General features: G+C 43.5%; 27 protein-coding genes, 3 tRNA genes and 2 pseudogenes. 20 read left to right on the forward strand and 12 right to left on the reverse strand.

Features of this window, described 5'->3' with window-relative positions; genetic code table 11:
• Position 1 precedes the first annotated feature (1 nt).
• Together NT141_01795 and NT141_01800 are read left to right on the forward strand one after the other, a co-directional pair.
• Entirely contained in the window at positions 2–904 is a 903-nt protein-coding gene (locus NT141_01795) for a hypothetical protein (protein ID MCX6783783.1), read from the forward strand.
• A 55-nt stretch (positions 905–959) separates the two neighbouring features.
• Positions 960–2,108 (forward strand): hypothetical protein, encoded by a 1,149-nt coding sequence (locus tag NT141_01800; GenBank protein ID MCX6783784.1) that lies wholly within the window; start codon positions 960–962, stop codon positions 2,106–2,108.
• A gap of 132 nt (positions 2,109–2,240) precedes the next feature.
• On the opposite strand, the gene trpS is transcribed toward NT141_01800, so the two are convergent.
• The 3 genes from trpS to NT141_01815 form a co-directional block, all read right to left on the reverse strand.
• Positions 2,241–3,233, reverse strand: coding sequence for a tryptophan--tRNA ligase (trpS, locus tag NT141_01805; protein MCX6783785.1), 993 nt, complete (start codon positions 3,231–3,233; stop codon positions 2,241–2,243).
• Positions 3,234–3,251: 18 nt separating this feature from the next.
• Positions 3,252–3,326 (reverse strand) — tRNA-Met (locus tag NT141_01810).
• A 139-nt stretch (positions 3,327–3,465) separates the two neighbouring features.
• On the reverse strand, positions 3,466–3,825 hold the full coding sequence (locus tag NT141_01815; GenBank protein MCX6783786.1) for a septum formation initiator family protein: 360 nt from the start codon (positions 3,823–3,825) through the stop codon (positions 3,466–3,468).
• Between the two features lie 259 nt (positions 3,826–4,084).
• Between NT141_01815 and NT141_01820 the strand changes: the two genes are divergently transcribed.
• The 4 genes from NT141_01820 (at position 4,085) to NT141_01835 (ending at position 6,105) form a co-directional block, all read left to right on the forward strand.
• A complete protein-coding gene (locus NT141_01820; GenBank protein MCX6783787.1) occupies positions 4,085–4,321 on the forward strand; it encodes a hypothetical protein in 237 nt (78 codons plus the stop codon).
• Positions 4,322–4,486: 165 nt separating this feature from the next.
• Positions 4,487–4,732, forward strand: coding sequence for a hypothetical protein (locus NT141_01825; protein ID MCX6783788.1), 246 nt, complete (start codon positions 4,487–4,489; stop codon positions 4,730–4,732).
• A gap of 412 nt (positions 4,733–5,144) precedes the next feature.
• Positions 5,145–5,780: a hypothetical protein gene (locus tag NT141_01830; GenBank protein ID MCX6783789.1), complete on the forward strand. Its 636-nt coding sequence runs from the start codon at positions 5,145–5,147 to the stop codon at positions 5,778–5,780.
• A 1-nt stretch (position 5,781) separates the two neighbouring features.
• Positions 5,782–6,105 (forward strand): hypothetical protein, encoded by a 324-nt coding sequence (locus tag NT141_01835; GenBank protein MCX6783790.1) that lies wholly within the window; start codon positions 5,782–5,784, stop codon positions 6,103–6,105.
• A gap of 153 nt (positions 6,106–6,258) precedes the next feature.
• Here NT141_01835 and NT141_01840 read toward each other — a convergent pair whose 3' ends face one another.
• On the reverse strand, positions 6,259–7,017 hold the full coding sequence (locus tag NT141_01840) for a nucleotidyl transferase AbiEii/AbiGii toxin family protein (protein ID MCX6783791.1): 759 nt from the start codon (positions 7,015–7,017) through the stop codon (positions 6,259–6,261).
• Positions 6,996–7,571, reverse strand: coding sequence for a hypothetical protein (locus tag NT141_01845; protein MCX6783792.1), 576 nt, complete (start codon positions 7,569–7,571; stop codon positions 6,996–6,998). Before NT141_01845 ends, NT141_01840 begins: the two co-directional genes overlap by 22 nt.
• 126 nt (positions 7,572–7,697) lie before the next feature.
• Between NT141_01845 and NT141_01850 the strand changes: the two genes are divergently transcribed.
• From NT141_01850 to NT141_01865, 4 genes are all read left to right on the forward strand, one after another.
• Positions 7,698–7,772: transfer RNA gene (locus tag NT141_01850), tRNA-Ile, on the forward strand.
• Positions 7,773–7,881: 109 nt separating this feature from the next.
• On the forward strand, positions 7,882–9,792 hold the full coding sequence (locus NT141_01855) for a hypothetical protein (protein ID MCX6783793.1): 1,911 nt from the start codon (positions 7,882–7,884) through the stop codon (positions 9,790–9,792).
• Positions 9,793–9,916: 124 nt separating this feature from the next.
• The gene (gene ftsH / locus NT141_01860; GenBank protein ID MCX6783794.1) at positions 9,917–11,755 is read left to right on the forward strand and encodes an ATP-dependent zinc metalloprotease FtsH; all 1,839 of its coding nucleotides are present in this window, start codon (positions 9,917–9,919) and stop codon (positions 11,753–11,755) included.
• Positions 11,756–11,898: 143 nt separating this feature from the next.
• Positions 11,899–12,831, forward strand: coding sequence for a hypothetical protein (locus NT141_01865; GenBank protein MCX6783795.1), 933 nt, complete (start codon positions 11,899–11,901; stop codon positions 12,829–12,831).
• A gap of 53 nt (positions 12,832–12,884) precedes the next feature.
• On the opposite strand, the gene NT141_01870 is transcribed toward NT141_01865, so the two are convergent.
• On the reverse strand, positions 12,885–13,229 hold the full coding sequence (locus NT141_01870; GenBank protein ID MCX6783796.1) for a hypothetical protein: 345 nt from the start codon (positions 13,227–13,229) through the stop codon (positions 12,885–12,887).
• A 153-nt stretch (positions 13,230–13,382) separates the two neighbouring features.
• Between NT141_01870 and NT141_01875 the strand changes: the two genes are divergently transcribed.
• A complete protein-coding gene (locus NT141_01875) occupies positions 13,383–13,694 on the forward strand; it encodes a hypothetical protein (GenBank protein ID MCX6783797.1) in 312 nt (103 codons plus the stop codon).
• Positions 13,695–13,698: 4 nt separating this feature from the next.
• Positions 13,699–13,773 (forward strand) — tRNA-Asn (locus tag NT141_01880).
• A 366-nt stretch (positions 13,774–14,139) separates the two neighbouring features.
• On the opposite strand, the gene NT141_01885 is transcribed toward NT141_01880, so the two are convergent.
• On the reverse strand, positions 14,140–14,436 hold the full coding sequence (locus NT141_01885) for a septation protein SpoVG family protein (GenBank protein MCX6783798.1): 297 nt from the start codon (positions 14,434–14,436) through the stop codon (positions 14,140–14,142).
• Between the two features lie 209 nt (positions 14,437–14,645).
• Positions 14,646–16,019 (reverse strand): hypothetical protein, encoded by a 1,374-nt coding sequence (locus NT141_01890; protein MCX6783799.1) that lies wholly within the window; start codon positions 16,017–16,019, stop codon positions 14,646–14,648.
• A 129-nt stretch (positions 16,020–16,148) separates the two neighbouring features.
• On the opposite strand from NT141_01890, the gene NT141_01895 reads away from it, so the two are divergent.
• From NT141_01895 to NT141_01910, 4 genes and pseudogenes are all read left to right on the forward strand, one after another.
• The gene (locus NT141_01895) at positions 16,149–16,514 is read left to right on the forward strand and encodes a hypothetical protein (protein MCX6783800.1); all 366 of its coding nucleotides are present in this window, start codon (positions 16,149–16,151) and stop codon (positions 16,512–16,514) included.
• A gap of 92 nt (positions 16,515–16,606) precedes the next feature.
• Positions 16,607–17,014 carry a hypothetical protein gene (locus NT141_01900; GenBank protein ID MCX6783801.1) on the forward strand — a complete coding sequence of 136 codons (408 nt, stop codon included), beginning with the start codon at positions 16,607–16,609 and terminating at the stop codon, positions 17,012–17,014.
• A gap of 259 nt (positions 17,015–17,273) precedes the next feature.
• Positions 17,274–18,413 carry a Fic family protein gene (locus NT141_01905; GenBank protein ID MCX6783802.1) on the forward strand — a complete coding sequence of 380 codons (1,140 nt, stop codon included), beginning with the start codon at positions 17,274–17,276 and terminating at the stop codon, positions 18,411–18,413.
• A 137-nt stretch (positions 18,414–18,550) separates the two neighbouring features.
• Positions 18,551–18,703: pseudogene (locus tag NT141_01910) on the forward strand (DUF4256 domain-containing protein).
• A 59-nt stretch (positions 18,704–18,762) separates the two neighbouring features.
• On the opposite strand, the gene NT141_01915 reads toward NT141_01910, so the two are convergent.
• The gene (locus NT141_01915; protein ID MCX6783803.1) at positions 18,763–19,488 is read right to left on the reverse strand and encodes a GGDEF domain-containing protein; all 726 of its coding nucleotides are present in this window, start codon (positions 19,486–19,488) and stop codon (positions 18,763–18,765) included.
• Between the two features lie 46 nt (positions 19,489–19,534).
• On the opposite strand from NT141_01915, the gene NT141_01920 reads away from it, so the two are divergent.
• The 4 genes from NT141_01920 to NT141_01935 are packed head-to-tail and all read left to right on the forward strand — an operon-like array spanning position 19,535 to position 22,425.
• Positions 19,535–19,960, forward strand: coding sequence for a tryptophan-rich sensory protein (locus NT141_01920; GenBank protein MCX6783804.1), 426 nt, complete (start codon positions 19,535–19,537; stop codon positions 19,958–19,960).
• Positions 19,947–20,084, forward strand: a complete 138-nt coding sequence (locus NT141_01925) for a hypothetical protein (protein MCX6783805.1) — start codon at positions 19,947–19,949, stop codon at positions 20,082–20,084. The genes NT141_01920 and NT141_01925 overlap by 14 nt, the downstream gene beginning before the upstream one ends.
• Complete coding sequence (locus tag NT141_01930; GenBank protein MCX6783806.1) at positions 20,081–22,129, forward strand: hypothetical protein; 2,049 nt, start codon at positions 20,081–20,083, stop codon at positions 22,127–22,129. Before NT141_01925 ends, NT141_01930 begins: the two co-directional genes overlap by 4 nt.
• A complete protein-coding gene (locus tag NT141_01935; GenBank protein ID MCX6783807.1) occupies positions 22,129–22,425 on the forward strand; it encodes a GIY-YIG nuclease family protein in 297 nt (98 codons plus the stop codon). The genes NT141_01930 and NT141_01935 overlap by 1 nt, the downstream gene beginning before the upstream one ends.
• On the opposite strand, the pseudogene NT141_01940 reads toward NT141_01935, so the two are convergent.
• The 3 genes and pseudogenes from NT141_01940 to NT141_01950 form a co-directional block, all read right to left on the reverse strand.
• Positions 22,361–22,531 (reverse strand): annotated as a pseudogene (locus tag NT141_01940) (Rieske 2Fe-2S domain-containing protein). The gene NT141_01935 and the pseudogene NT141_01940 overlap by 65 nt on opposite strands.
• Positions 22,532–22,874: 343 nt before the next feature.
• Positions 22,875–23,759, reverse strand: coding sequence for a glycosyltransferase family 2 protein (locus tag NT141_01945; protein MCX6783808.1), 885 nt, complete (start codon positions 23,757–23,759; stop codon positions 22,875–22,877).
• A gap of 67 nt (positions 23,760–23,826) precedes the next feature.
• Positions 23,827–24,054 (reverse strand): DUF1059 domain-containing protein, encoded by a 228-nt coding sequence (locus tag NT141_01950; protein MCX6783809.1) that lies wholly within the window; start codon positions 24,052–24,054, stop codon positions 23,827–23,829.
• Positions 24,055–24,236: the final 182 nt, after the last annotated feature.

The raw sequence follows: 24,236 nt of genomic DNA on the forward strand, positions 1-24,236 counted from the left end.
TATGCCCAAAAAAGTTGTGAGAGCAAAAACGAAAATTAAAACAAAAGTTACTAATAAAAAAGCAACTGGCAAGTATTTTTTTGACCACAAGGCTCCCGATCTTCCCTTCTGGAGTTTCCTGGCCGTCTGCGCCATGGTTTTAGTGGTTTTAGCCGGTACGTTTGCCGTCAGCAAAAGAACAACGCAGCCTTCACCTATTTTACCTATCATACCTATTCAACATATAAAACCTATCCAAACCACCACCACAATTACCTCCGCCACCGATGCCACCCCCATAATAGTAAATAACAAACTCGATATAATTTATAAAAATAGCGTTGGCGGCTACTCGCTGAATAGTTATGACCTAAACCTCAACGTTCTTGACGAGAACCGCTGGCTGACCAACGGCCAGGTAATTCCCAACCAACAAGCTGCTAAACCGTATTTTTACAATAGCACCTGGTATCTGGCATATATAGGTGGCGATCGATATTTAAGACTGGGAACCTACGACGAATTATTTAATCGCCAACGCGAAGTAACATTCGTGACCCCGATTCCCGTTAGCAGTAATTACCAGATTTATCTAACAGCTAACGCAAACGGAACGACGACGCAAGTCGCCACCGCAACCTTCAAACACATTTATACCACCAATAATACGTTAGGCATTTCCGGTGACCGTGCTCCCGGTGAGCGAATTGCCCGGCGGCGAAACGTGTTTCTCGGAGAGCGTTCCGCTCGGTTACGGGACCTTCAATCTGCTGAAGCATGCCGGGTTTCTCCAGATGCCGGGCGGGGCTCCGCTGGAGACGGAGGCGGCCTCCAGCATCGAGCTTCGTGCGCCGCCGAGGTACTCGGTCCTCAGCGCCGTGGTGAGTGGGTCCACCACGTTCCGGGAAAGCCTCGTCAGGCGTGACGCACAAAACCACCCGTTGACAAATGATTTAAATATTTTAAGGTTGTAGTACCTCATGACAGATTTAACTCGCGCCCAAGAAAATTCCGATCAAGTTGAGCCCCCCAGTTTAAAGCCTAACCTGCGATTTGTTGGTATTACCTATTCCAAAGCCGACCGCAAATATTTTCACACCGAAGAAGAATTTATTTCCGAGGACGAAGTTTACGAACGAGCCACGGTGATCGCTAAATATTTAGAAAAACGCGGCATCGTGGTTAAACTTTACGCCGGCGATGAAACGATTGTCGCTGAATTACTCCGCGACCGGCCGAATCTGGTTATTAATTTAGTCGACACGATTCGCGGTGAGGAAACTTTAGAACCCTGCATTCCGGCCGCTTTGGAACTGGCCCAAATCCCTTATACCGGCAGCGGTATTTTGGGGCTTTCGATCGGTTCTAATAAATATTTAACTAAGAAACTGCTAGACATCGCTCACGTGCCTACTCCCAAATATCAATTTGTGGTTTCGCCAAATGACGTTATTGACCCTGAATTTAAGTACCCGCTGATTTCCAAGCTTAATCAGACCCACGGCTCTGTGGGAATGACCGCCGATGCCGTCTCCGCTAACGAAGCTGAACTGCGAAAGCGTTTACGAAGTTTAATTGGGACGTACAAACAACCGGTGTTAATTGAAGAATTTGTGGGGACGCGAGAAGTGTCCGTGATTTTACTGGACGGTTTGCGTAAGAAAGTTTACTGCGGCGAAAAAGTTTTTGACGCCGAATATCTTAAAGGATCCAAATACACTTTTTGCACTTTCGACGGCACTTGGCTTGACGAAAAATCCTGGACTTATAAAAAATACGACGACCCTAAATTAAACGAAGCGGTGCGGGCCGCCTTTGATATTTTAAAAATGGACGATTACGCTAAATTCGATATTCGTTTAAATGACGACGGCAGTTTTTACTTTATTGACTGCAACCCCAACTCCACTTTTGGCCCCAAGGAGATGGGCATCGCCCTGGGCAGTATTTTGGATCTTTACGGCATTAATTTCGACGAGATTCTAGACAGACTTCTCGCTAACAGCGTTCAGGATATTTTAGAAGAAAAGAAAGAGGAAGCCGAGTTGTTCGCGAAGAATTTAGAAAAAGCGGAGTCCAAAGTGACTTCCCTAATGGTTGTTCCCACTGATACGTCATTCCGGGCTTGACCCGCCTGCCCACCTTTAGCAGGGAATCCAGCCATCCCACTTGTCATTCCGGCCTTGAGCCGGAATCCAGTAACAGATTAAACGATTGAATCGATTTACTGGATTCTGAATCAAGTTCAGAATGACGTGTTTTTAATAATCAATTCCCATAGCAAATTTAACTAAAGCCAAAGTTTCAGCGGCAACCCGTTCGGCTTTCTTCGTCCCACTCATTAATATTTCCTTGACCTCTTCTGGGTGGGCTTCAAAATAACTGCGACGTTCTCTGATCGGCGCAATAAATTCTTCCAGAACATTAAACAGACGCTCTTTAACAGCTACATCGCCCACCTTGCCCGCTTGATACTGCAACTTAAGATCGGCGACTAAATTTTTGTCAGCGTCAAACACATCCAAATAAGTAAATACCATATTGCCCTCAAGGTGACCGGGATCAGTGGCGCGAATCCGAGTGGGATCGGTATACATTGATTTGACCTTGTTACGAAGAGTTGCGGTTGACTCGGACAAATAGATGCAGTTTCCCAGTGATTTAGACATCTTTGACTTGCCATCAATGCCTGGTAAACGAGCCACATCGCCCACTAAAGCTTCCGGTTCATTTAAAACCGGTTTATAAATCTGATTAAATTTACGGACTATTTCCCTGGTTTGTTCAATATGCGGCAATTGGTCCGAACCGACGGGGACCAAAGAAGCGTTAACGGAAGTAATATCCGCGGCTTGAGATACCGGGTACATAAAAAATCCCAAGGGAACGGATTCTTCCATCCCTTTATCTTTAAGTTCCGTTTTAACAGTTGGATTATGCCCCAACTGATTAACGCTGACCAAATTAGCGTAAAAAACCGTCAGTTCGGCAATTTGCGGAATGAGTGACTGGATAAAAAATGTGGTTTTACTAGGATCGATGCCAATGGCCAAATGGTCCATCGTGACCTCAAGGATATTGGCGCGAATCTTTTCGGGATGCTCAAAGTTATCTGTTAAAGCCTGGACGTCAGCCACGATAATAAACTCTTCGTATTCGTCTTGCAGTTTTAAACGGTTAGCCAGTGACCCCACGTAATGACCTAGATGTAAGTGGCCGGTAGGCCGATCACCGGTTAAAATTCTTTTCTTCATAAAGCTAGTATATAACAATGGTGGCAAGAGTGGGATTTGAACCCACGACCGACGGCTTATGAGTCCGTTGCTCTACCACTGAGCTATCTTGCCACGTGCCTCGTCATTATAACAAACAAAAAACTCGCATCAGCGAGTTGGTTGCGGATCCAGGTAACGCTCCTGGTTAAGCGGGATTATGAGCCCCGCGAGATGTCTTCACCTCCCACCCGCTCGCTCATTATAATTTAAATCACTGAAATATCAAGGCTACCCACTGCTTCCACACCGGCAAATCAACTTTCACCGTCGACTCTCCTAAGGCTGACCCAACAATCGCGAGCTCCTCCGGAATAATCACTAGCTTTTCACCAGGCTTAATCATTTGCAAATTATCGCGGGCCTGTTTTTCGATATGCCAGGGAGTCTGAGCTTCCGCTAGATCTTTGGTCAAAGCTATCTTTTTGTCACGCAAATTCTGAACCTCTTTAACCAAATTCGTATACCTAGCTTCTTTGACCCGCAGATCTAACAGCGTCTTACCTATATTAACGAGAGCGACAACGCCAATCACCACCACCGCCCCATTTCTTAATAAGATTAATTTAGACATAATAGTTAGTTAGTGTATAATAAACTAGTCGAGCTGATCCGGACCCTCGCCGTAAAAGCGGAGAGTGTGGCCGAATAATCTCGACACTTTTATTTTATATACAACCCAAAAGATCTACTACCTCTCTTTCTGTAATTTTACGAACAGTTGCATGCTTATGATAACGATGTAGCTGCCACTTTGATCAACTTCAACGGTCACTTTGCTCATGACTACTCTATCATAGAGTATAATTGGAAAAAATAAATTGGAGGAGAAGATGGAAATTCCAGTCGGTTACGTGCTGGCGGAGGTTATAGGCGTAAAAGCAAATCAGGCCCGCTTTGTAGTTGTTCCCGATCAATTGGGAAAATACGAAAAGCCTGGAGTATGGTTTCATGGTCAAAGACCTTCAACAACGCCTAAAGAAGCTCTAGCCAGGTTTCTTAATCATCCGAAAGTCGAAACCCAAAAATGCCTAAATGCTTTTAAAAAAGACTGGTGTGGTGCTAAGTAAATGCGAACTTTTGCTCGGGCCGACGGCCTTTTCTTTATGTCAACCCACTTGACAAATAACACTATAGGTGGTATACTGGCTGTACAAATATTGCCGCCGCAAAGTACAAGACTATTCGAATCCCACGGTGGCAATAGTAAATTACTAATATAGGAGAACAAAATAATGGTACGAAGCGAGATATCAGAAGAGGTCGTCGAAGTTACTGCAGTCGACGATACTAAGATGGTGGATTTTTGTGAGGGAATTTGGGAAACTGCTTTCCCTACTCCACCTGCAGAAGCCCAAACTCATAATATCGAGGAATTGGCCCAGCGTGTTCATGACGGATTTAACCCCGTTGATGCGGCTCTTGACATTGCGTTCCCGGCCACCGACACCCTTTACGACGACTCTGAACACCTGTTCTAAGAACGTAAAGGCGCAAGGCTCATAAAATCTATATAGAATTTTATGGGCCTCTAACTAAAGACTTTCGGACCGCGCTGGAAGGTTTTAGTTAGCAACCAAAACTAGTCATTCCGGGCTTGACCCGGAATCCAGTAAAAAATAAAACAGACGCAACCGGTTTCAACTACTTGACAATCCACACTATAGGTGTTATAATGTTAGCATGAAAACTGAATAGCTTTCTCCGGTAGGGCCATTCTATCGGTAAGTTGGAGAGAGACGAAATTTGTTTTCCTCTATCTGTCCCCTATTTGGGCGCAGGATGAGCAAAATAAATTACAAATCGCCAAAACTAGACTTTGGATAGCTTCGTCCAAGGAAATAAAACTAGTTACGGCAAATAGATGGGCCAACCGCCCGAAAGGAAATACAAATGAGTACGCAAGAAAATTACGCAAAGAAGAACGCCCGCGTGTTGTCGGCTCTTCAATCAGGCCAACCATATTGGTTGCTGAAGGCAGAGCAGGAGTACTACTCCCTAGTGCAGGTCGGTCCAGACCGATTGCCGATTCCGATTCTCAAGCAGTTACTTGGGAATGAGCACGGTGATCTGATTACGCTGATCGGCCGGGAACCGGAGCTGACTTTCGACCGCGACATGCGAGTCGCTAATCAGAATGGTTTGCTCCGAGAGATAGTAGGCATCATGCTGGCCAGTATCGAGGCAGACCCTAGTCACAAAGGTGAATGGGAAGTCACGTATAATGGTCTCAAGGGCCGGATTACGACAGAGTTCAGCAATCGGCCGGAATATTCGAGCAACGGTGGGGAGTACTTCTTCTACCGCAAGTTCCGAATTACTGTCGCTGGCGTGACGTCATTCGATGACTGGTCCTGCGACTTCTCGGATTATCAAAATCCAGGGCAGTTGCTTTACCGCATCGACCTGACAAGTCTGCAGCCAATTTTCGATCACGCCGAATTGATTGCGAAAGCAGTCATCGCCGGCGAGTGGAATTCTGTTTGCTCAGTGTGCGGTCACGTCTACACCCACACTCAGGAGGCCTAACGTGTCTACTATAATTCGCGTTGAGACACTGCTCGAGCCGGTCACCAAGAACGGTGTTGCTTATCAGGAACACGGTTGTCCTGAAAAGCCCGAAGGTTATGAAGATACTGACATCGTCGCCAAGGTTGGTGACTACGGTGATATCTACATGGCTATACCTATTGAGGTGATTCGGGAGTGGACAAAGTACTGGGAGGGCCAAGGTTACAAATTCGTCTTCCTTGGTTATTCCGGCGGTTTAGTCTGGTGGGGACAACTCAAGGATTTCGAGGAGTTACTAACCAGATTTAAGGTCGTCGGACAGTACGGTATTAATTTCTGCTAACACGAAGGCCTAAGGTAAGAATGGAATAAAATCCCTCTTCATACCTTAGGCCCGAACTTGAGAAGTTTAAGCAACTAGACTTTTGAAGTTTGGTTACAAACCTAACGCACGATTCCATGTACTGTCAAAATCTGTCAGTTCGGGTAATCGTGTTTAAAGTAACTTAATTATTTTATTAACCAAATCCAATTCTACCTTCCGGTAATTTTCCGGCAGAAACTTGTCTAGATCCAAAAGAAGCGACTTTTCCGAAAAATTGGCCAGACGTTTTTGCAATTCTTCTTTAGAAATTGTTTCGTGGTAGTAGACTAACTTCCTTTCGACAAATTTCCAATCAATTGCTTCACCTCTTCCCAGTAAATACCACAAATCAAACAAATCCCGACCGCGACTACGATGCATAATAGCCCTAATTTTCTCAGCTACAATTTCCCTGGCACTCAAGTGTTTTATAATTGGAAGAGGTGAAACCGGCAAAGTTGTCGTGAGAACGCTGGTTTGCGGCTCTAAAGCGTTTTCCCGAGTTGAGAAATCTAATTTAAGAAAAAGTTGGGATGCCGAAAGTGGTAGATTAGAAAAAGTTAATCGAAAAGAAAAGTTTGGTTTTATAGTTTCTATTAATGCTAATTTTCCGGTGATATTTTCATCTACACAAAGCTTGCGAAGCGCCTCTGTAGCCAACTTCTGGATAACTTCTTGACTACCTCCGGTTGTAAAATCCAAATCTTCGGAGAATCTAAACGACCCAAAAACTAACTTGATGGCCGTCCCGCCTTTAAAAAAAGTGGTTTCACAATTCGGCTGCTCATAAAAATTCTTTAGGAAGACCACTTGAAGATACTCACGAAGTAGTGAATACTCGTCGATCTTTTTGGCCGCGGCCAATTGTTTTACTTCCAAGGCGGTAAGCATAATTTCGGAAAGGCTTTGGCGTACTCACGGAGTTTAGCCAAATCAACGTGAGTTAGGTCAAGGTCTTTGTGATTAAGGTTGGTAAGGCCACGAGATTCAAAATACAGAGTATCCAAAAGAGCCTTCTCAGGCATGGCTATTAGAAACTCACCGGTTTTTTGGTAACCGAAGAAGAGTTTCTGTCCCAAATGAGAATATTTAATAATTTGGTTATCATAAGCAGTTTCGCGGCTTTTCTTGATAGTCGCCACTGTTATAACTTGCGGATTTTGTGACAGTATTCCATAATAATTTAAAGCGGATTCGAAGGAAATGTAGCTGGGAGAAACTACAGCCGTTGCTACCGCGAATTTTTCAGGAGCTTTAAAACTGTTGGCGTAGAGGCCTTTGCGAATCGGCAGTAACCACCGATTCTTAACAAACCGATGTATTGCGGTGTTTTTAGAGTTAGCTGACTTAAACCCTAAAGCGTTTTGCAAATCCTGACTCCCCAAAATGCTTTTAGTGGTACTTTGCAGAAATGAGATAAGTTGTTTGTTATAGATGGGTTCCATATTATGTACAATAATGTACATTATCTGGGATCCTGTCAAGCACTAAAAGGTTGCGCCGTGCTAAAATAGCTCCGGAGCCAGCATTTAATCGCGGGGTCAGAGCCGTCGTCTTCAGATTGAATTTTTGGGTGAGTAGCTTAATGGTAGAGCAGACGTCTTATACACGTCCGGTTCCAGGTTCGAATCCCGGCTCACCCACCAAAATTCAATCGCTGCGAGCGCAGCGAGAAGTTACACGACTGGTCGGAGTTTTCAGTCCAGCTAAGTGCACCACTTAACAGTCACTAAAATAAATGTTAAATTTAAGGTAATGAAAAACGAAAATAAAAGAGATGACGAAGTCACCAGTATTACCCCGGAAACGATCAGGGAAGAACTCCCTAGTCATATCGAAGCCACGGTTAAGGCTGCTAAAGATCCTCAAGGTCAGGAAAAAGGCTTTGGTTTTGTAATAATTCCGGAAGGAAGTTTAACTGAGCATCCGGAAGTCTTAGGCGGCGCCAGAGTCGATGGGGCTACCCTAAGAAGTTGGGAAAGAAAGGGAGTGTTCGTCCATGCCTCGGCCATTTCGGGCCATTATCAACGGGAACCGCTTGAAGGTCTTGTAATTGTTCCCCAGAAAATTGGAATCAACCCTAGAAATGGAATGTATGCCGTTACTGAAGCTCAAACGGCTGAAGCATACAAAAGAGACGCTCAAGCCACCAGGATCCAAGCGCTCGCGGAACAACAGAAAAAGCAGGCTGAAGCCGCCAGAGAAAAGGCGGAGACCGAAAGGTCCCAGCAAATATTTGACCAACTAGTAGCAAAAGGACATCACTTAGATTCGGAATCACTTTGGGGAATCGCCAAAAGTTACGCTAGGTTTTATTACGCCAATGATGGTCGCTACCAGCAAGGAGATTTACAGGAACAGTTAGCCCAAGCTGAAATCTCCGCGACCACAGCCGTCAAGAGGCAAAAATATGAAGAGGCTTTACCAGGAATCAGAGCCTGGGCTCAAGAGGAGGCCACTAAATGCGGCGGGGTGGTTGAAGAAGTTGACTGGCCTAAAGAAATTCGAATAGTGCTTAAAGAGGAACCCAAGGAGTATCAACAAGCCTCAGCGGCCTACGGGCGAGCCGCGGAAGTTGATAAATGGTTAGCCCAACAAAAATTGGTGCCGGTTCTCCCTAAGACCGATGACAACACTAACTACGCTGGCCGGTTTACCGGGGGTAGGGTGACTGTACACTCATGGTACAGCCCCGGAGATATGTACAGTAACCGCGGCGGCTCTTCTAGCGTTTCTTACGAAGTTGTCCCGCCTACCGATCAACCGGTAGCGGAAGTGGTAATTTGGAATCGACGTCTTGACGGAGTGACCGTCGATCGGTTAGCTGAATCTGCAGACCTTCGCGCTAATTTTCCACAAATTCTTAACAAATGGACGGAAGCCGCAGAGCTTGCCGAAGCCTACCAAAGGACTATCGAGTTAAAAGAAGCACAGGAGGCCGAAGCCAAGAAGCAAGCCGCTGAATATATAGAGTGGTTAACTAATAAAGTCTATCCGCCGATTGCCGATAAGGTGGATGTCACTCAAGAAAAAGAATGGCTCGGCCTGCCCGTGATTACGAAGTCTTGGTACGACCATTCAGATGTAACCATTAGATCAGTGCTGGTTAGATCCTGCGAGGTTGATATTCCCGGATTTGGCGCTTTGGATCTAATTCGCCATGGTTACTGGCCCGATGATGTCCGGCCTGCGGCGGCGTATCTTAAGGAGCAGTGGGATAGGCAGCAGCCGGAAGAGGCGGTGGTTGCAAACGAAACTAAAGACGAAGCTCTCACCAGATTAATAGGATTTGCTTTCAAGGAGGAGAATTTACCAACCATCCCTGGAATGGACTGGAAAATTAGCGGAGCTCTCCATCAAGCCCAAGCCTTTGCCGATGCTCAAAAAGAAACTTTAGCTCCGGCAATTCCAAAAGTTCCAGGAGAATGGGACCAAAAACACGAGCAGTACTATACTCACGATTTGGTGTTATCAGGTCGCGGATTACCGGATACAGTCATTTCCTCAATCTACTTTAGAGCCGGTCGACGTGGTAATGGGTACTTGGCCGAAGTCGAAGGCTCACCAAATTACCGAGTGGACGATTTATTTAAGGCGCATCCTGAGCTTGACCCCCGTCAAATCAGAGCCACCTGGAAAGTCGTGGAACCACCCAAAACCTCTTGACAAACTCTTAGTCCTGTAGTATAATAATGAGTGATCAAGTCTCTTAACCACTGAAACGAGCGAACCCTAATATTCAACATCCTCTCAGCCCAACCTCATCAAAATGTTATATAATCACTAAGTTATGCCAAATGGAAATCAAAATCCACAGTCAAACGTCAAAGCTCCCAAAAAGAAAAACTTTTGGGACAATATTTTCTTTTATCTGTTAATAATTGCCATCGGTTGGGCGTTAATAAGTGCTTTCGGAAACAGTAGCAAAAGCGACGTCACTAAACCCTTTTCCAATGTTATTGGCCTTGCGCTCCAAGGGAAGGTTAGAGGCATCGAAGTGGCTGGCGACACAGTCACAGTGACCCTTAAGGACAGTTCCAAGTTTGATGCCACTAAAGAAAGCAACGTTTCCGTTTTGGAAACCCTGCAGCGAAGCAACGTTGACCTAAATAATATTCCTGATGGCGTGACTACTAAAACAAACCTCCCCATCCTCGACCTTCTCCTAAATTTTGGCCCAATAATACTAATGGGCGCTCTACTCTTTTTCTTCTTCCGCCGAGCTCAGGGCGGGGCTTCCGACATTTTGTCGTTTGGTCGCAGCAAAGCTAAATTATTTATTAAAGATGCTAATAAAGAAGTTAAAGGCGTCACTTTTGGCGATGTGGCTGGCTCAACAGAAGCCAAACGAGAACTTACCGAAGTAGTCGACTTTTTAAAATTCCCCGAAAAATATCGCAAACTGGGAGCCCGCATTCCTAAAGGGGTTCTATTAATTGGGCCACCCGGGGTTGGGAAGACAATGCTGGCCAAAGCTGTCGCCAACGAGGCCGGTGTCCCCTTCTTTAGCATGGCCGGCAGTGAATTTATGGAAATGCTCGTTGGCGTTGGCGCGAGTCGCGTTCGCGATTTGTTTGACACTGCCAAGAAGGCTCAGCCCAGTTTAATTTTCATTGACGAAGTGGAATCTATTGGTAAGCAGCGGGGTGGCGGGATGATGGGCGGTCATGATGAACGAGAGCAGACCCTTAATCAGATTTTGGTGGAAATGGATGGCTTTGACACCCGCACGAACGTGATCGTGATTGCGGCGACGAACCGACCGGATATGCTTGATAGTGCCCTGCTGAGACCCGGAAGGTTTGACCGAACAGTAACACTGGAGTTACCAGACTTAAAAGAGCGCGAGGAAATTATTAAAATTCACATGCGCGGTAAACCTTTTACAGGCAATGTTTCCGTGGAACACGTGGCCCAGCAAACCAGCGGTTTTAGCGGAGCAGATCTAGAAAATATGCTTAATGAAGCCGCCATTTTAGCCGCCCGCAATGATAAAAAAGAAATTGATGATCGTGATTTAACGGAAGCTTCCCTAAAAGTTAAATTAGGCCCCGAAAGGCGCCGCTTGCAAAGCGATGAGGATAAAAAAGTAATTGCTTACCATGAAGCCGGGCACGCTTTGGTGTCTTCCCAAATTCCGGGCTTGGATCCGGTGACGAGAGTGTCGATTGTGGCCCGCGGCATGGCCCTGGGCTTTACTCAAAGTGCGCCTCTTTCTGATCGCCGTAACGAAAGCAAGACTCGACTCTTAGGAATGATTACCTCTGCTCTTGGTGGCAGAAGTGCCGAAGAATTAGTCTTTGGTGAAGTAACGACTGGAGCGTCTAACGATATTGAAGTGGCCACAGCGTTAGCGCGAAGAATGGTTACCGAGTTTGGAATGAGCGAACTCGGGCCTGTCTCTTTTGATAATTCAAATGAGAAGATGCTCTTCCCATTTGGTGATTCTGCGATGTCGGAAGAAACTAAAAGTAAAGTCGACAAAGCTGTTAAAAAAATCGTCGACGATGCCCACGAAAGAGCTTTAGAATTATTAACCACACATCGCGAAAAGCTCGACAAAATCGTGGCCGGTTTAGTAGAAAAAGAGACTTTGGAAGCAGAAGACTTTAAAGTGTTGATTGGATAAAGGAAACATGTCATTCCGGGCTTGACCCGGAATCCAGTAACGGATTAAAATTTTTAATTTAAAATTTTTAATCAAACATTAATTTTTAATGAATTAATTCATTAATTATTGATTGAAAATTAAAAATTGGTAATTAAAAAATTATGTCTACCTTACTAATCTTAGATACATTTAATTTCCTACACCGCGCCTTTCACGCCATTCCCGCGACTTTAACTAATAGTGACGGTGAACCGATTAATGCCGTTTACGGAGTGGCCTCGATGCTCCTTACTATCATTGCGGATCAGCAGCCCACATATTTAGTGGCCGCCATGGAAAGCAAAGAAAAAGAAATTATTCGGGCTAGTCAATTTGTGGGTTATAAAGCCACTAGGCCAGAAATGGACTCGGGGCTGCGAAACCAAATCCCTAAAGTCGAGCGTCTTTTTTCCGCCATTGGTATCCCCCAACTTAAAGTGGAAGGTTATGAAGCCGACGACGTCATCGGCACTTTAGCCACCCAAATGATTAAAGTAGATCCCACCTTACAAGTTTTAGTGGTTAGTAATGATCAAGATATGATGCAGCTCATCAATCCTCGCGTCAAAGTTCTCTCACCCACTTTAGGCTCGGCCAAAAAGCCAGAGCTCTACGACGAAGCAACCATGATTGCTAAATACGGTTTTAAGCCGCGGCAGATGATTGACTATAAATCCCTGCGCGGCGATCCGTCAGACAATATTCCCGGCGTTTTTGGCATTGGCGAAAAAACGGCTAAAGAATTAATCGAACAATTTGGAAATTTAGATGCGATTTATAATAATTTAGGAAAAGTGACGAAGGAAAGTGTTCGCACGAAGTTGGCCGAAAATGCCGAAATGGCCGTGCAAAGTAAAATGCTAGCCACCATTAATTGTGATTTACCACTGTCAGAAAAGCTAGCCGATTTAAAACTCCCTAGTGATTGGAAAATAAAGGCAATAGATGTACTAAAAGAATTTCACTTTAAATCTCTCGTCGCCCGCCTCGAAGGTCCCGTGACAGCATCAAAAACCAAAGTCGACCCCGACTCTCCGCAACTAGGTTTACTGTAAAAACAAAAAAACCGACACCCTGTTGTTTAAAAACAAAGTGTCGGCCGGAGAAGCTACACTCGAAGTGCTTCAACCAAGAGATTGATTATCTCGTGAAGCTGCGCCTCCAAGAAAACGTGAACAGCAAAGACATCAGCCCGTAGGAGGTTGTCGTTGTTCTTCACAGCACAGTTAATCAGAACCGCCCATCTCCCACCAACCGTTCTCATCGGACTCACCTGATGAAAAACCGGCCCGAGTACTTTATGAAACCAAGTGTCAGTTGGGTAACCGGTGACCGGAATCTTGGGCTCAAAAAGCATCGTCACTTCTACGAAGCCGTTAATATTACCAACAACTCCCACAAACGTCAGGTCGCCCATAGCATCATGTAGTATGGGGTTACGATCTTTATCCATATTTAAATCTCCTTATCTAATTGCGAGTCTTTATAAACAGGGCGATGGTAGCATGCGCAAGCGTTTACAGCAACCATCCTTAATGCTAAGATTCAAGGCGGAAAGATACATTAAGCTCGTTGACAACTACTGTGAATTATCTAAAATGAAGTAATGCCGAAAGAAACACGAAAGTATTCCGATCGCCCCGAGTACATGACGATGGCCGTAACGCGCCGGCGTCGGAGGCTTAAAGAGATGGCAGTAGGTTTAAAAGGCGGCTGTTGTCATTTTTGTGGATATAATAAATACATCGGAGCTTTAGACCTTCATCATATTAATGAAAGTGAAAAGAGTTTCGGTCTTTCATCTCGAGGCCTAACTCGTGGTTGGGAAAAGGTGAAATTAGAACTTACTAAGTGTGTTCTGGTTTGCGCTAATTGTCATAGAGAAATTCATGGTGGTTTATTAAAAATTGAATATTAAATGTTCCTCCCTGGCGCAATGGTAGCGCGGCGCCCTGTTAAGGCGATGGTTGGTGGTTCGAATCCACCGGGAGGAGCCAAAGTTTACGAGAGGCGTAAAAAGCAATCTTATCAAAGGGTTTTACCCAGTCGTAGCTTACTTTCTTGCCCGTAAGCGTTAAGTTCTGAAGTGCCATTTTCAAAAGCAGTCGTTTTTCTAGCGGTTCAGAACTTTCAAAGATTTTGCTGGCGTTAGAAGCCAGTTTTAGCAAGTAATCAGAGGTAATATAGTACTCTTCGTCAGCGACCCGCAGCTTGCCCATTTTGGTCTCAATACCCTTCTGTTTTTCCCTAAACTCTTTTCTCTTTTTCTCATAGTAGCTCTCAGTAATCCACCATCACTACTATAAAGCCCTTTTGTGGACGGGCTAAACTTGTCGTGGTCCAGTATTGTAAACATTCCTGGTTTAAGTGTTAGCACAATAGTGTCTATCATTTTGGTTTTTCATTACTTCTTCGTAACGCTTTACAACTTCGTCCTCTGCAAATTCCGCAAAACCTTTGTTTAAGGGATAGAAAATGTTTAAGTTCCTCTCGGCCACTTTTTTCGTTGGGTAAATTAGCCTGTACCCGCCACTTGGCCTGGTCATAATGCCGATTGAGCCAAGATAAAGGTTGTTGTCCAGCACAAAACTGGCAAAGGCTACCAGCCCGTTCTGCGGTTTTATGGGTATTATTTGGACCTCAGTTAGTCGGTTTTCCATAGGTTTTCGTAACATTTACCCTGCGGTCAATTTCCATTAGGACCGAGAAGAAGTCAGTTAAATGCCTCTTTTCTTCGGTCGTTAAAATTAACCTGTTGGGCTGTAGTTGCTGGTTATTTAATTCTGAAACGACCTTGCTTATTTCCATTAAGCAAAGTCTAGAAAATGGTGTGCTAGCTTTAAGTAGCTAGTAATTAGCTAAAAACTAGCTAGATGTACTTGGGGTTAATGTGGACTGTGTTCTGGGTATAATCCAAAAAGTCGTTTATGCCAGTTTTCTGTGCGATAGCTTTGGCCAAGCCGTCGCAAGCAGGGTAAAACTTTTTCCTACATTTTTGTAAAACAACCTCATCGTCAGTGCCTTCAATTTGCTGGACGACCTCATCCCAACTCCAATCTTTCTTCTTGTTTTGAGGGCTTTTCATCAATAAAGCAATTAAATTGGTTCTAAACCTATCCTTTTGTAGCTTTAATTCTCGCTCTTGTATGTGCAGGGTGCTAGTTTTGTCGTTATAGCTGGAAGTGAGTGGCTTCTGAGCCTCAGATGGTTTTGTAACCGTTGGCAATACTGGCTCTATGGACCCTCGTTTTTGTTCAACTAATTTTGCTGTTTCCCAAGTATCCAAGAAATTATTTACATCTACCTGAACTTCTGCATCAACCGAGTTTTTACTGTGGGAGTAATCTTTAATCACACCAATTTTCTGAAGATAATTTAGTGCTGTGAGGTACCAATCAGCCAACTCATCAATATCGTGACTGTCGTAGCCTTCAATCTCGTTTAGCGAGCGTATAAATGGTAAGTTGAGTGTGCTTGATTGGCTAAGTTGTAATTGGTCATCAATTTGAGCTAGAACCGAATAAATTTGACCGAAATTGGTTGCTGACAGGTTCTCAATCTTCCCTTTCTGCTTTATTTGATACCCTTCGTACCAGGTATCAAAGCCGTCAAGAACATCAATATAGAAGAGGCTGGGGTTAATTGGTTGTTCGCTGAGAGGTAAAAGCCTATTAGTTATCTGACGGACCTTAATAATTTTCTCATCTTGCAGTTGTAGCAGGATGTTACGGATTTCCTCGTTGTCCAAGTAATTCAACCCACTATTTGCATTTGTGTGTAGTGTTGTTGGTTGGTCCTTGCGGGTGGCCTTTCTGGCCTCAATAATGGCTTTGACAATGCGTCCTAGCTTCTCTTCATAAGGCATTAGAGTGCTACTACCCAGCTTTTCAGGGCTAGTTACTGGTTTTTTGCCTGTAAATCTTTGATATTCTGGCTCTTGTTGGATTTTTAGAAAGTAGCGGTCAAAAGCGGGGAGAAGTTGAAGATGCCAGCAACCGTCGTCAGCGTGGTCATAAGGGTCAAACTCGTCAAGGTACGACTTTATCCTCGTGGGAACTTTTAGGACCTTTAAGACCTTCTCGTCTTTTTCTAATTTGGTTAACAATTGCGGTAGCTCAGTACCGCTATAATTTTGGTACAGGCCTTTAGAAGGGTCTAGCAGGGCTGGTTGGCCAGAAGGGGCAATAACCCTTGCGTCCTCAATTCTATTTAAGAGTAAATATAGCTTTTCTTTGCCGTTCATAATCAATCATTACTTTTTCAAGAATTACGCTGTTATTTACCTATTTTATCACTGCTTTACATTGGCCACTATATTTTGGTATCATTTGATAAGTGAAATGTCCTTTTGGGACTTAAGGGGGTGATATATGTGAAAAAACAAAGAGGTAAATTTTTAACCTTTATGCTGGTGTTAGCAGCTTTAGGCATTATTCAAACTCCTTATTACTTAATAAATACTAACGCCCTCCAATTGGCTTACGGCAATGTTCCTTCGTGGTATCCGATATATGCGGTACTAGGTCTGGGACTTGGCATCGGAATGATAATTGGAATGTGGCAACTAAAAAAATGGGCCGTGTACTTGCTAGTTGCATCTACTACACTGACCTTCTTGTCACAGTTATTTATACTAAAGCCAGCTCAACAGTTTGCAGGTGTCACATATGCGATGACCATAGTATCGGCTGGTTTGTGGTTTTGGGCAATATCACGGAAGTGGGCTTCTTTTGATTAGTTTCTAATGTATGCTCCCTCTACCAGTATGGCACGGAGCATATTTAGTTAACCGTCTCTTTACAAAGATTATTGATTTGCTAACATTCTAGTATGAGTGGAGCAGCAGCAGGAGCCGCTGCGGCAGCAGCTGCGGCCGCTAGGATGCGGCAAGAGGAAGAAGAAATGACAACTTACACACCAGAAGACCTTAACAATGGTTGGGAGTTCAAGATACTGAGAGCCAATAGAATTGGCGGCTTTAAGGACCCGCTGGTTCTTAAAAAAGCTCTTGATGAAGAAGCACAAACAGGCTGGCAACTTGTAGAGAAGTTTGACGACTACCGCTTGCGGTTAAAAAGGAAGATAAGCGAACGCAGTAAGGACTCTCAGGCAACTAGTGACCCCTACAGAACAATCTACGGAATGTCTACCGCAGCTATGTTTTGGTTAGTTATGGGTGGTACATTGGGATTTACTGCCTTAATTATTTTGATAGCCTTTGCTGCCTCTGGTACATAACCTAACCGTACTAACTATTTATCACATAAACCCTACATTAAATGTCTTACTTTCTTCAAATCAGGCTAAGTGGTCAATAACGCCAGCGTATACAGTTTGGATATTTTGAAGCGTAAAACCGTACTCTAACTCTTGGTTGCAGAATAGGTATTTTAAGGGGAGCCACTAAACTCTAGTATTTCCTTGTTATTAAAGCCCAAACTCAATCCGTACATCTACTTGACAGATGTACAGTTAAACATGTATTATCCATACATCTATGAAAGTAGGAACCTTTATAACACAGCCTGGAGGATTTAAGGCGTTCGTTCCGGAACTCTTTCCTCCACAGGAAGAGGTACCTATGGATATTGGGCTGATTAATCTTTTAAACAAAGCTACTCATAGTTTAGGAAAGTTGGACGGTATAACACAAACGTTACCTAATCTCTCATTCTTTATTTTTATGTATGTGAGAAAAGAGGCGGCGTTGTCCAGTGAGATAGAAGGGACTAGAGCAACGATGATAGATTCTATTAAAGCTGAATTAGAGGAATCAACCGACTTGCCTGATGACGTAGACGACATATTTCATTATATAAAGGCGATGGACTATGGTTTACAAGCTCTCAGTGATTTACCCTTGTCATTACGGTTAATAAAGGATGTACATAGAGTGCTGCTTACAGGAGGAAGGCATTCTCAACCTGCTACTCCTGGGGAGTTTAGAAAATCTCAGAATTGGATTGGTGGCGCTACCCCGGATAGTGCAAAATTTGTTCCGCCCCCTGTTCACGAAATGTTGCGTTCTTTGGGGGAGTTGGAGCTATTCTTAAAAAACGAGGATGGTCCTATACCATCGCTAATTAAGATAGGCTTGGCTCACGCTCAATTTGAGACAATACATCCTTTTAGAGATGGTAACGGTAGAACTGGTAGACTGCTAGTAACCTTTTACCTATGCGAGCAAGGCGCTTTGGAGAAACCAGTTCTCTACTTGTCTGAGTTTTTTAAGAAAAACAGAGATTTATATTTTGATTTGCTGAATAATTATCACAACAAAGGAGAAGTTTTACCGTGGCTTACCTTTTTTCTTGAGGGGGTAACTTCTGTAGCAGAGGCTGCTATTAAAACTTCAAAGAAAATAGATGCTTTGAGGAATAAAGATATAGAGAGAATTCAGTCCTTCGGTGGCAAATCTACTAAACCTGTTATGGCGGTGCTGAATAAGTTATACGAACTTCCTATTGTGAATGTCTCCAAAGTACAAGAGTGGGCAGGCTTTTCCTCTCGTTCCAGTGCTAATGAATTAGTGGACAAGTTGGTAAAAGTGGGAATTTTAAAGCAACGAGACGAAAGTAAAGATTATGCTAGAACATTCGCTTACCAGGAATATCTGGATGCTTTTGCAACCGAGTAACTTAATTCCCTTTTTTAGTTGGAATAAACACTTACATTTTTATAGTATAACTACTTCAGCATACTCCTGAAGGTGTTGGAAGTAATAATTTACAACATAGTTTGCAAGGGCGAGCCATCATTCGATCAAAAATCACTCTTAAAACGTCGAGCTGGCTCAAAACGCCTCCCGAAGTTAGAAAGTTGGATGGCGCTATCTTTGCTGACCGTCTTTACGACCGGGTCTTTATCTTCCGTAACAGCGCCGATTCTTATAAATGTCTCATTTACATAGACCGAACACCTTCTTAAGATTTAAAAATGTGAGGTATATACTAAGGATCAAGAGGCTTTCGCGGATCCTTAAAGGTTTAATTTGAGCTAACTTGCTTCTTTTTCTTCTTCTCTACATACATCGCCGCGTCGGCTTGATGAACTAGATCTGCTAAAGTACAGGGATGATCGGGATCAAATACGGTTACTCCAATACTCATAGATAACTTATATTTTAATGTTACTTCTTCGGTAAGACTGGCTATTCGGGAAAGTATGACGGCGGTTCCACTCGATTTACCAAGTGTTAAGATAGCAAATTCGTCACCACCTAGGCGTGCCACTATATCGGATCCTCTAAATGTTTTCTTTAAAACTGCAGCAGCCGCTTGAATGGCTTCATCACCAATCCGGTGACCAAAGGTATCGTTAATTAATTTTAAGTTGTCTAAATCTACAAAAAATAATTCTAAATTTTCCTTAGCCCGGATCGCGTATTTAAGTTGCTGTTCCGCTAAAATATTAAAGCCCCGCCGATTAGTTAGACCGGTTAAATGATCAATTATTGAAAGGTTTTCTAAACTAACTAGATCACGTCTAATCGGCCGCACAATCAATAAATAAAACAGTGGCACCATCAGTATCGCAGTGGCCACACTACTGACTGACATATGCACAAAAGTATTTGGAGAATCAGGCATTACCTGTAATAACAGAAATAGTGACAAATTTAGAATAATTACAGCCGCCAAAACAATTAACGAAATTCTAATAAATAATTTAACGCTATTTTTAGTTAGGGGCATAATATAAGGATCTGACATATAAATGTTTGACCAGCTTCAATGATCATCGTAGACTAACAGGGAAGTGGTGAAAGTTATACAAGCGAATAAAAATTACAGTTGGTACGCTAAACTTAAAAAGCCCGCCTGGGCCCCACCGTCTTGGCTATTTGGGCCAGTGTGGTCGGTACTATACTTAATTATAGCGGTTACCTTCGGCTTTGTCTTTTTTAAAGCCTGGCAAGGGCAACTGCCGCGATTTATCGTTATTTCTTTTATTATCAATTTAATTAGTAACCTTATTTTTACTCCGCTACAGTTTGGACTGCGCAATAATTTGGCCGCCGCTATAGACATTTTTATAGTGTTATTAAGTTTAGTAGTGAGCCTCAGTTTTATCTACCCCTTTATTCCCCTAATTGCCTGGTTACTCATTCCCTATCTACTCTGGGTCTCCTTCGCCACAGTTCTTCAGTTGACCGTCACCTATTTAAATTATGGCCAAAAATAATATTGACAAAACAAGCAAATTAAAAAGGATTAAAGAAATTAGGCTTGAAATTGTTAAAATAATGGCTCAGATTGATGAGAAATCAGCCGCCGAAATCATAAAGCAACTGCGTAAAAACTTATGAGCCTCGAAAGTCACAGTGATAATGCAAACGACATTTCTCAGTCAACCGAAGGCCTACCGGATTCCAAGCAGCCCGAGTCAATTAGTATCCCCTCTTCCAAAACCGAAGATCAGAACGAAATTATTATCCCCACCATCGAAATTGAAACTGGCGAAAAGTTAACTGTAGCGGAACTAGACTTCCAAACCACTCAAACAACTAGCCGAGCTGTTTCTGAGGTGGAGGCTACCACAACGTTTGGCCAGGAAAAATCGGCCGAAATTGTTAAGCAGGGCGGTGACCCAACTGTCGTCGCACCAGAGTTACATAGATTAGAGGAGTTACACCAGGAATTAGCGGATTTAACCATCGAAACACCAGCCACAACTGAATTTAGAACTAAAGTCGGAGGTAACAAAACCGATGAGATTGAGATTAAGTTAGCAACGGCGGAAGATTTACAAATAGTTGAGCGGGCTGCTTGGATTACCTACACCGCAGAAAGAGCCCACAGTTTAGCCGAGGTTAAAAGCCTAAGCGCCCAGGTTCAAGAGATCGCCAAGCAGGATTTCGAAGATGACAATATTTATGACGCTGCCACAGCCGTGGTGATGCAAGAAGCTCAGTTTATTGCTGCTGCTACCCCATTGACGATTGAAAATGGAGCCACAATTTCTGGTCAAAAACCAGTCAACATTGAGGTATCTAATCCTAACGAAACTTTACCAACTCGCCCCACAACTGAAGAGTTAGCGGCCGCTTGGGAACAGATTGACCATACCACTCGCGGAAAACTAGGTGAAGTATTAGCGTACTTGCAAGATTATGAAGCTGTAGCCACCAACCATTTTGAACCTTACCAAGTAGGCATGCCGGATAGTCGGAGACGCGAGTTGGGACGAAAGTCGTGGTTTGAAGAAGGGTCTTCAAATCAAATAAAACCAAATTTAGAAAGTAGTTCAAGTGGAATCGTAGCTGAAGTAAAGATAAGCAATCACGAAATTAACTTTGAAACCGTTAGTCAACATCTTGAAAGTAGCACAACTTACAGTGGCCCAGAAGACAAAAAAGCCTCTAGGCAACTTGAAGCTACCTTAACACTCATGAATATGAGCGCACAGGAAAATATAAAGGCAGCGGGGGATTTAATAGCTCAACAAATAGAACTATTTGAAAATAGTTACGGTAACGAGGGGGTAATAGTTTATTTTAGTGAGGGAGGCGAAGTGCAATCAGCGACTGTTTTTAGCGTTAACAACGAGGTTAATACTCGCCTCAGACTACAGGTAAATAGTTTGTATTTTAATAATTCTCCAATTGAAGAACGAGAGCTAGTGCTAATTCACGAGTCCGGACATTTAGCGGATCTTCTAGAAGGAGCAAATGACGAAACCAGTACTGAGTACCACATCTTATTGGAAACACGGGCTTTTTATGAAGAGTTAAAAGCATACTCAGATTTACGAAGTAACACCTTTCAAGATGTAAATAGAAATCGAGCGTTAGAATTAACAGAGCAACTCGGAGGTCTGCAGAATGTCTGCAATATACTAGGCAAATACCATGTTCTTTATCCAGAAGCTAACTTTAGTGAACTCATTAAATTAATGGAGTCTATCGAGTTAAAACAAAAAAAAGCTGACACTACAGCAACTAATCAATTAGCGTTAAATGATGCCGATGCCGCTAAATATTTTGCTACCTTACCTGTAGCAACCCCAGCAGAAAATAGCCTAACCATAAGTGTAAACGAAGCTAGTCTCAGTAAAGCCCCGGAAGACGCGACACTACCGCAAAGGCTTTTATCGCAAGTAGAAATTACCACCGCAGAATTACTGGAACTTAAAGGTAACGAAGCAGTATTTAATTTTATTCGTCGCCTAACCCCGCTTCTACCCACAGACAGTCCCGAAAGAAACGCTTTAATAAAAAAGGCGCAGTATTTAGATTACTTATTTCATGGTGGAATCGAGTCATATGTTACCAAGAATCCAGGAGAAACAAAGATCGGGTTAATTCCGCCGGAAGATTTTAACCCCGAGGAAAGTTGGAAATTTACTTATTGATGTATTACGTTTACGCCTTGTATAACTCTAAACATCAGCGCCGCTATGTGGGCCAAACTAGTAACTTGGCTAAAAGATTAGCCGCACACAACACTCACTCAAGCGAAGGTGCCAAAAGTACCGCCGCTTTTGACGGGTCTTGGCAGCTTATTTATCAGGAAGCGGTAGCTACTAAATCAGAAGCCTTAAAAAGAGAGCATTACTTAAAGACTTATCAAGGGCGAAAATTAATCACGGCAGAGTTATATCGGTGGTTGCTGGGCCGCGAAGCACCCGACCATCCGCAGAAAATTTAGAGCCGTGGCAGGGGCAATCCCAAATTTCGGCCTCACTGTTCCAGCGCACCGGGCAGCCCAAATGCGGGCAGCGCGCGGAAACGGTGTGAGTTACTCCAGATTTATCAACCGCCGACACTTTTTTAGTTTTATTTATATTCAAAATAGTTTTTAAAGTTTCCAACACCTCTTAAGAATACACCAATTAGCCTATTCCCGCCCCTAGTGCTAGAATCGCAGACGACTAAACCTAGTAAGGAGAGTGAAACCGTGTGTATAGCTTTAGATAGCCCGTGGATAGCTAGTATCCTACCTGGTACAAGTTGCACTATCCAGCCAGGCAATATAGATGCCGTGGATCTGTTCATCGACACTTTTGGTCGATGTGAGCCGGAAAACGTGGCGCAAAAAATCGTGCTTCTGGCTCAACAAAAGGGTGGTTGGTATCCGTTTACGAGAGCTGTTTTTATTTAGAAGCGATACTTTAAACTGATTACTTCTCGCCGCAGATCAATAAGGCCTAAGATAGCGGCATTTAAAAGTTTGGGGTACTTACTAGCTAGGTGTTTTTTATAGAATTGCTGCTGCGCTTCCGAGGCGGATTTAGTCATGCGAAGACGCGTCTCTTTGGAAGCTTGCGTGATATCAGCAGTTTCTTTACGCACCCCCACACTCGCCCCCTTATAATGAACGGCGGTAACTTCCGGAACGTAAAATATTTTCCAGCCAGCCGCTTTAACCCGATAACAGAAGTCGACATCTTCTCCAAAGACAAAAAAGTTTTCGTCAAAAGGGCCAACTTCAATCAAAGTTTGGCGACGAATCAACATAAAATGGGAGATGCATAAATCAATCTCATGCGTTTTAGTAAGATCTTGATACTTCTGGGTGTAGCCGTTAAAAAGTTTTGACGTTGCGAAGAGACGATCAAGATATAAAAAATGGAAGATAGCAACCCAGGGCGTTGGAAAACCCCGATGGGCATCCCAGTCAGTCTGACCGGACCGCAGGACGAGTCTACAAGTAACGAGACCAGCTTTGGGGTTCTCATTCATAAAGTTGACAAGGTATGGAAGCGTTGACGACTCTGGAAAAGCGTCCGTCCCTAAAAGTAAGACGAAGTCCCCTGTCGCTTGAACTAACCCCAAGTTGTAACCGGCCGAGAGCCCAACATTAGTTGACCGAATCAAAGATACTTCTGAAAACTTTGAGGCGACCGCGTCGGCTGAGCCGTCGCTAGAGCCATTATCTACCACAATCACTTGAGCTTCTGGACTCACTTTCTGTAAATTTTCCAGACATTTTAAAAGAATTTCCCGAGTGTTGTAGTTGACGATCACAATTGATATGGTCATTAGCCTAAATTCTAACATACCCTAAAGAGCCGGCCAGAGTAAACTGACCAGCTCGTGAGTTTACACTTTACATATGCGGTAAAGCGTTAAATTTGGCCACAAATTCGTCATTCCACTTTTTCATTTCCACTGAATCCGTACTCATTTTTTCCATATCGGCCACTAGCTTCATGTGAGCCGGATCTTTCATCTTCCGCAAATGCTCTTCCCCTATTTTCATCATCTCATCTGGGGTCTCACCACTAATTTTAGTATCGCACGGGCCGCCCATGTCGCGGCAAGTCATTGTTTTCATATCTTCATGTCACCTCCTAAATCTAATAATTATTGAAACCTAAACAAGTCATTCCGGGCTTGACCCGGAATCCAGTAAATCAATAACAGTTGTCAGTTCCCTGTTTTCGGTTTTCAGATGTTTGTTCTTCAGTTGTCTGTTAATCAGTCAATTTGACCGGTTCACGGACGACCAGCAAACTA

Source organism: candidate division WWE3 bacterium (assembly GCA_026396615.1).
Taxonomy (GTDB): Bacteria; Patescibacteriota; WWE3; order JAPLWK01; family JAPLWK01; genus JAPLWK01.

Bases quoted from the DNA above. Each gene is read 5' to 3' on its own strand.
- NT141_01915 (MCX6783803.1), bottom strand. From the start codon at position 19,488: ATGTCAGATCCTTATATTATGCCCCTAACTAAAAATAGCGTTAAATTA.
- NT141_01800 (MCX6783784.1), top strand. From the start codon at position 960: ATGACAGATTTAACTCGCGCCCAAGAAAATTCCGATCAAGTTGAGCCC.
- NT141_01950 (MCX6783809.1), bottom strand. From the start codon at position 24,054: ATGAAAACAATGACTTGCCGCGACATGGGCGGCCCGTGCGATACTAAA.
- NT141_01885 (MCX6783798.1), bottom strand. From the start codon at position 14,436: ATGGAAAACCGACTAACTGAGGTCCAAATAATACCCATAAAACCGCAG.
- NT141_01815 (MCX6783786.1), bottom strand. From the start codon at position 3,825: ATGTCTAAATTAATCTTATTAAGAAATGGGGCGGTGGTGGTGATTGGC.
- NT141_01930 (MCX6783806.1), top strand. From the start codon at position 20,081: ATGAGCCTCGAAAGTCACAGTGATAATGCAAACGACATTTCTCAGTCA.
- NT141_01795 (MCX6783783.1), top strand. From the start codon at position 2: ATGCCCAAAAAAGTTGTGAGAGCAAAAACGAAAATTAAAACAAAAGTT.
- NT141_01830 (MCX6783789.1), top strand. From the start codon at position 5,145: ATGAGTACGCAAGAAAATTACGCAAAGAAGAACGCCCGCGTGTTGTCG.
- NT141_01855 (MCX6783793.1), top strand. From the start codon at position 7,882: ATGAAAAACGAAAATAAAAGAGATGACGAAGTCACCAGTATTACCCCG.
- NT141_01825 (MCX6783788.1), top strand. From the start codon at position 4,487: ATGGTACGAAGCGAGATATCAGAAGAGGTCGTCGAAGTTACTGCAGTC.
- NT141_01845 (MCX6783792.1), bottom strand. From the start codon at position 7,571: ATGGAACCCATCTATAACAAACAACTTATCTCATTTCTGCAAAGTACC.
- NT141_01925 (MCX6783805.1), top strand. From the start codon at position 19,947: ATGGCCAAAAATAATATTGACAAAACAAGCAAATTAAAAAGGATTAAA.
- NT141_01890 (MCX6783799.1), bottom strand. From the start codon at position 16,019: ATGAACGGCAAAGAAAAGCTATATTTACTCTTAAATAGAATTGAGGAC.
- NT141_01840 (MCX6783791.1), bottom strand. From the start codon at position 7,017: ATGCTTACCGCCTTGGAAGTAAAACAATTGGCCGCGGCCAAAAAGATC.
- trpS (MCX6783785.1), bottom strand. From the start codon at position 3,233: ATGAAGAAAAGAATTTTAACCGGTGATCGGCCTACCGGCCACTTACAT.
- NT141_01935 (MCX6783807.1), top strand. From the start codon at position 22,129: ATGTATTACGTTTACGCCTTGTATAACTCTAAACATCAGCGCCGCTAT.
- ftsH (MCX6783794.1), top strand. From the start codon at position 9,917: ATGCCAAATGGAAATCAAAATCCACAGTCAAACGTCAAAGCTCCCAAA.
- NT141_01820 (MCX6783787.1), top strand. From the start codon at position 4,085: ATGGAAATTCCAGTCGGTTACGTGCTGGCGGAGGTTATAGGCGTAAAA.
- NT141_01900 (MCX6783801.1), top strand. From the start codon at position 16,607: ATGAGTGGAGCAGCAGCAGGAGCCGCTGCGGCAGCAGCTGCGGCCGCT.
- NT141_01945 (MCX6783808.1), bottom strand. From the start codon at position 23,759: ATGACCATATCAATTGTGATCGTCAACTACAACACTCGGGAAATTCTT.
- NT141_01865 (MCX6783795.1), top strand. From the start codon at position 11,899: ATGTCTACCTTACTAATCTTAGATACATTTAATTTCCTACACCGCGCC.
- NT141_01875 (MCX6783797.1), top strand. From the start codon at position 13,383: ATGCCGAAAGAAACACGAAAGTATTCCGATCGCCCCGAGTACATGACG.
- NT141_01870 (MCX6783796.1), bottom strand. From the start codon at position 13,229: ATGGATAAAGATCGTAACCCCATACTACATGATGCTATGGGCGACCTG.
- NT141_01905 (MCX6783802.1), top strand. From the start codon at position 17,274: ATGAAAGTAGGAACCTTTATAACACAGCCTGGAGGATTTAAGGCGTTC.